The organism is Eubacterium sp. An3, from assembly GCF_002159465.1.
In the GTDB taxonomy this organism is placed as follows: Bacteria; Bacillota; Clostridia; order Lachnospirales; family Lachnospiraceae; genus Anaerobutyricum; species Anaerobutyricum stercoris.
This window is the reverse complement of the sequence record NZ_NFIR01000063.1, coordinates 1-5,128: the sequence shown is the minus strand read 5'-3', so window position 1 is coordinate 5,128 and position 5,128 is coordinate 1. Positions and strand designations below refer to the sequence as shown.

Here is a 5,128-nt window from a genome sequence, read left to right as displayed (position 1 = left end):
TGGCAAGCGTGGCAAAAAACACAAGCATGATAATATCCATCATTTTATGCCGAACTTTTTTTCCTGTCTGCTGTCTGTTACTGTGCTTACATAATCTAAAAGTGCTTTCATAGAAGAACCCTATCCTTTTTTCTTTGAATATACCAGAAAATCAGGATGGATGTTCACAATTTATTCATTCATGCGTTTGTCGTGTGTATATTTAAAATATAAAATTTAATTTGCTTTAACTTTCTCCCTATGGTAAAATCAGCTCTGAAGAATAAAAACTTTTCGCATAAAAATCATCAGATTTTAAAGAGGATCCCGCTATGTTATAGTAAAATAAAAAAAGAAATTTTACGCACAGGAGGGAGCTTCTTTGAAAAAGAGAAAAGATTGGATACGAAAAGCGGATAAACGCAAAAAGAAAAAGGAGGACCGTGGTATCGTGGATTTTATGAAGATCACATACCATTTTTTTCAGGATCTTCCACATTGGATCAAGGAGATGGAAGACCCCAGGCATCCATCTTATATCACCTATACACAGGCGGATTTTTTTTGGATGGGCGTGTTAAAAAATGTATGTTCCGTCCTCACGATGAGATCTATGGAGGAACAGTTTAATGAAGAGGAATGTATCCGCACACTAAAGCTCTTATCCGGGGACCGGAACCTTGAGGAAATGCCCCACTGCGATACGATGAATTATTATCTGGAAAAATTGTCTCCGGATTGTCTTTCGCATCTCTGGAGACAAATGGTAAAAAAACTGATCCGGAATAAAAGTTTCTACAAGGGGAGGCTGTTGGGAAGATACTGGCGGGTGATCATTGATGGGACCGAGTTGTTTTATTTTAAGGAAAAGCATTGTAAAAACTGCCTTGTAACGAAAATAGAACGGGAAAAAAGAGATCCGGTATTACCATAAAGTGTTGGAAGCGAAACTGGTGCTCTCGGAAAAGACCGTGATCAGCCTGGGGACGGAATTTATTGAGAACGAGACTAACTATTAAAGAAAGTCAAGTAAAAAAAGAATTTTTTTGAAAAAAGTGCAATGACTTTTCATTGCAATCAGTACTTTGAAAACTGCATGACAATAAGAGCATCTTTGTAGGTGCTCTGAAAAGGGAATAGTTATAGAAAAATTTAAATGGCTGCTATGTAAGGTTGCCCGGATTTTTCCATTGCAAAAATGGTTCTGACAAGTTTTTTGGCGGCATGAGATAAGGCTACATTATAATGCTTTCCTTCGGAACGCTTTTTTTCAAGATATGCACCGAAGGATTTATCCCAGTGGCAGACATACTTTGTCGCATTGTAAAGGGCATATCGGAGATATCTGGAGCCCCGTTTTTCCATGTGGGAATGACAGTTATCCAGTTACCCGGATTGGTATGTAGAAGGAGACATTCCCGCATAGGCCAGTATCTTATCTGCGGAATCAAAACGACTGAAATCACCTATTTCAGCAATGATCATTGCCCCCATCCGGTAACTGATACCGGGAATGGTAAGGATAGGAGATCGGATTTCTTCGTCTATGATCAGCTTGATGGCCGCTTCAATCTCATCAATTTCAGAAGTTAATTCCTGAATAAGCTTGATGGTGTGTTTTAATTCCAGAGATTTTGCAGTCATAACAGAGCCAATAGAGTTTCTGGCAGTCTCTCGGAAAAGGACAGCAGTATCTTTACCATAATGACCTTTGGAGGCTTTAGAAAGCAGATTTGTCAACTTAGTAAGATGAGCAGATGCAACATCAGAAGCACCTGGGAATTCAAACCACAATATATAGACAGATGTCATAAGGGTAGGAACAAGCTTTTCCAGTTCCGGAAAAAGGATGCAGACAAGCCGGGATATAGATACCTCGAGAGCAGAGCGTTCCTTTACTTTATCAAAACGATATCAAGTCAGTGACTTTAATTCCTCGTTATGATAAGATGTGTCTGAGTAGGACTTTAAGTTCACATCAGACATCAGCATAGAAGCAATTGTGCGGGCATCTACTTTATCCGTTTTGGTCTGTTTAAGGCTTAGACTTTTTCTGTACAGATTCGTATGCAATGGATTGATAATGTAGGTCGGGAAACCTTTATCTAAGAGATATCCGAGAAGATTGTAATTATAGTGTCCAGTGGCTTCGAGTCCTACTTTTACTTTGTTAACGTCATCCGTAACAGATAAATATTGTGATAGAGTTCAGTAAAACCAGAGAGATTATTTGTGATGGAGAAGGAATGAAAAAGAACTTCGCCATCTGAGTTAGTGATAAAGTAGTCGTGCTTATCTTTAGCAACGTCAATTCCTACAAAAATCATATAGGACCTCCTTAAAATGAATTGATACTGTTTTAAGATCCACAGGGCTCTTTGAGATTGTAACCTACTTCCTGATAAACCGTCATGCGGTAACTAACTGATTAACAAATGAACAAAGAGACTGTGGTTGGAGCCTCGTTTAAACCATCAAGTGGTAGAAGGAAAGAACCAATCCACAGTATCTAAAAATAGCATAGTCTAACCTGTGGAAAAGGTAAAGAATGACTATGACAATATTAATAGTAGGAGGAAACTGTTACGAAAAACGACTGCGAATTAAATGCTGCCCGGCGGTTGCTTGAACGGATAAAAAAGGAATACCCGAAACTTCCGGTCTGTATCTAGGGAGATGCATTGTACGCGGCAGGAAGCATCATGCGATCATGCCGTGAAAAGAACTGGAAATTATATCCTGACACAGAAAGAAACGCGGCAGCCCCTGCTGGCAGAGAGTTATGACTGGATCAAGCAGGAGGACGGAGCGGAAGAAATCAAAGGAATAGGGAGTTTTGTAAACCATGTGGAAGAAACAGCCGGAAAAGAAGAGACAGCCAATCTCTATGAATACTGGTATGAAGGAAAGTGTTTATAATACACTAAATTTACCGAAAAAAAGCGTCCGAATTCCCTGAAAAAAGCAAGGGAAATTCTCTAAATAAAGCGGGACATATTGATTCCCCTTTACATTACATTTATCCTTTATCTAAGCACCACCAAAGATAAAGGAAGAAAGAAAGATGCTCACTATGTCCCAAATCAATCATATCAAAGACTTGAACAATTGCGAATACCGGATCAGTGAAATTTCTAAAAAAACAGGTGCTGATCCCAAAACAATACGCAAGTACCTTGCACAGGATGACTTCTCACCGCAGCCACCCATTATCCAGGAGAAGCCTTTCAAGCTGGATCCATTCAAACCCATCATCCAGGAATGGCTGGACGAAGACAAGAAACATTGGCGCAAGCAGCACCATACCGCTCAGAGAGTGTATGAGCGTCTGGTGGAGGAACGGTGGAGGAACATGGTTATACCGGAAGCTACAGCATCGTCCAGCGTTACATGAAAAAATGCCGTTCCATACAAACGGAAAAGGCAAACCTGGAACTGATCTGGGATCCCGGGCCTGCACAAGTAGATTTTGGGGAAGCAGACTTTTATGAGGCAGGGAAGCTCTGCCGCAGGAAATATCTGACCGTGTCGTTCCCTTACAGCAATGATGGATACAGCCAGGTATTCGGCGGAGAAACTGCGGAATGTGTCTGCCAGGGGCTGCAGGATATCTTTGAATTTATCGGCGGCGTGCCTCCATTACTGATCTTTGACAATGCAACCGGTGTCGGACGTCGGGTTGGTGATGTGATCCATGAATCGGAACTTTTCTCCCGTTTCCGTGCCCACTATCACTTCCGGGTACGATTCTGTAATCCCTATTCCGGGTGGGAGAAAGGAAATGTGGAGCGCAAGGTTGGTTATAACCGTGCGAACCTGTTTGTCCCGGTCTCACATTTCAATGAGATAGAGAAATACAACCAGAAGCTGCTTGCCCGCCATGAGCAGAAAGCTTCTGAACTCCATTATAAGAAACAGGTCCCTATCCGGGAATTGTTTGAAGAAGACAGGAAAGCCCTCCTGATGCTGCCGCCAAAACGGTTCGATGTCTGCCGGTATGAATGGCTGAAGGCGGATGGTTATGGCAAAGTATGCATGGATGGAAAGCATTTCTATTCTACCAGGCCGGAAAACGCAAACAAACAGGTGCTGGTGGGGATCCGTGCCCATACTGTTGACATCCTTACGGAAGGTGGACAGCTCCTCACGGCTCACCGGCGCGCTTTCGGAGATGACCGCACAGATATCAGCGATTACAGTACCACGCTGGCTGTCCTGATGAAAAACTCCGGGGCATGGGGAAACAGCGGGCTGCGCCGTGAAACGCCGGATGCTTTAGGGGCTTACATGGATGCCCAGCCGAAAGAGAAACTGAAGGACTGCCTGCGGATCATGAATAAGCTGACCAATCAGTACGGCTTCCAGGCAGCGGCCAGCGCTATGGAGATGGCCTGTACGAGGGGCAGCATTAATATTTGTGATGCTTCCGTGCTTGCCGCAAGGATCACCGGATATGGCATTTATACACCGCCGGAGGCAGGCCCATCCCTTGCAGTATATGATGATATGTTCCTGAAGGAAGGAGGCACTGTTTCATGATGACACCGAAGATGAAAGAAGATTTCTGTACACAGATCTTTAGTGCAAGCCGGCAGCTCTTCCTTTCAGGCAGGATCTCGGAGATCTGCCGGGAAAAAGGGACGCAGAAGCAGCTGGAGTTTATTCTGGAACTGCTGCAGGCAGAACTGACTCTCCGGGATGAAAACCGCCGGAAACGTCTGATCAAGCGGGCCGGGTTCCCGACCTATAAGACCTTTGAGGGTTACAGCTATCACTGCGTCAAGTTTCCCTCTGCATTCGGCAGGGAGGAACTGGAAACCCTTGGGTTTGTCCCGGAAAAAAAGAATCTTGTACTTTACGGCCCGGTAGGCATCGGCAAAACCCATATGGCAATCGCAGCCGGTATAACAGCATGTAATCTTGGATACAAGACAAGATTTTATACCGTGACCGAACTTGTATTGAAACTGGCAGAAGCCCGGAAAAACGGGACGCTGGAGCGTCTCCTCCGGGATCTGCGCAGCCTTGACCTAGTGGTAGTATAAAAATAGTACAAAGTAAAGATGCCATGCAGACCTAAATCATGTATGATAAGAGAGATGATAAAAAGGAGGCAGTACAGGCATGGCAAAGGGTAGCAGATACGATC

At 43.6% G+C, this 5,128-nt stretch carries 5 protein-coding genes and 1 pseudogene; 5 read left to right on the top strand and 1 reads right to left on the bottom strand.

The genetic code is table 11. The features are described 5' to 3' along the window. Nucleotides 1-361 precede the first annotated feature (361 nt). Nucleotides 362-913 (top strand): hypothetical protein, encoded by a 552-nt coding sequence (locus B5F87_RS19920; protein WP_087284320.1) that lies wholly within the window; start codon nucleotides 362-364, stop codon nucleotides 911-913. A gap of 218 nt (nucleotides 914-1,131) precedes the next feature. On the opposite strand, the pseudogene B5F87_RS19915 reads toward B5F87_RS19920, so the two are convergent. Further along, nucleotides 1,132-2,306, bottom strand: a pseudogene (locus B5F87_RS19915) (IS110 family transposase). A gap of 388 nt (nucleotides 2,307-2,694) precedes the next feature. Here B5F87_RS19915 and B5F87_RS19910 point away from each other — a divergent pair. The 4 genes from B5F87_RS19910 (at nucleotide 2,695) to B5F87_RS19900 (ending at nucleotide 5,024) form a co-directional block, all read left to right on the top strand. Continuing rightward, on the top strand, nucleotides 2,695-2,898 hold the full coding sequence (locus tag B5F87_RS19910) for a hypothetical protein (protein ID WP_143405308.1): 204 nt from the start codon (nucleotides 2,695-2,697) through the stop codon (nucleotides 2,896-2,898). A gap of 154 nt (nucleotides 2,899-3,052) precedes the next feature. Then, the gene (locus B5F87_RS21280) at nucleotides 3,053-3,373 is read left to right on the top strand and encodes a hypothetical protein (protein WP_204246103.1); all 321 of its coding nucleotides are present in this window, start codon (nucleotides 3,053-3,055) and stop codon (nucleotides 3,371-3,373) included. After that, nucleotides 3,322-4,518, top strand: coding sequence for an IS21 family transposase (gene istA, locus B5F87_RS19905; RefSeq protein WP_204246102.1), 1,197 nt, complete (start codon nucleotides 3,322-3,324; stop codon nucleotides 4,516-4,518). Before B5F87_RS21280 ends, istA begins: the two co-directional genes overlap by 52 nt. Continuing rightward, on the top strand, nucleotides 4,515-5,024 hold the full coding sequence (locus tag B5F87_RS19900; RefSeq protein ID WP_242964608.1) for an ATP-binding protein: 510 nt from the start codon (nucleotides 4,515-4,517) through the stop codon (nucleotides 5,022-5,024). Before istA ends, B5F87_RS19900 begins: the two co-directional genes overlap by 4 nt. Nucleotides 5,025-5,128 lie beyond the last annotated feature (104 nt).

What these genes read in the sequence shown, in the direction of transcription:
- B5F87_RS21280 (WP_204246103.1), top strand. Translation starts at nt 3,053, where the DNA reads ATGTCCCAAATCAATCATATCAAAGACTTGAACAATTGCGAATACCGG.
- B5F87_RS19900 (WP_242964608.1), top strand. Translation starts at nt 4,515, where the DNA reads ATGATGACACCGAAGATGAAAGAAGATTTCTGTACACAGATCTTTAGT.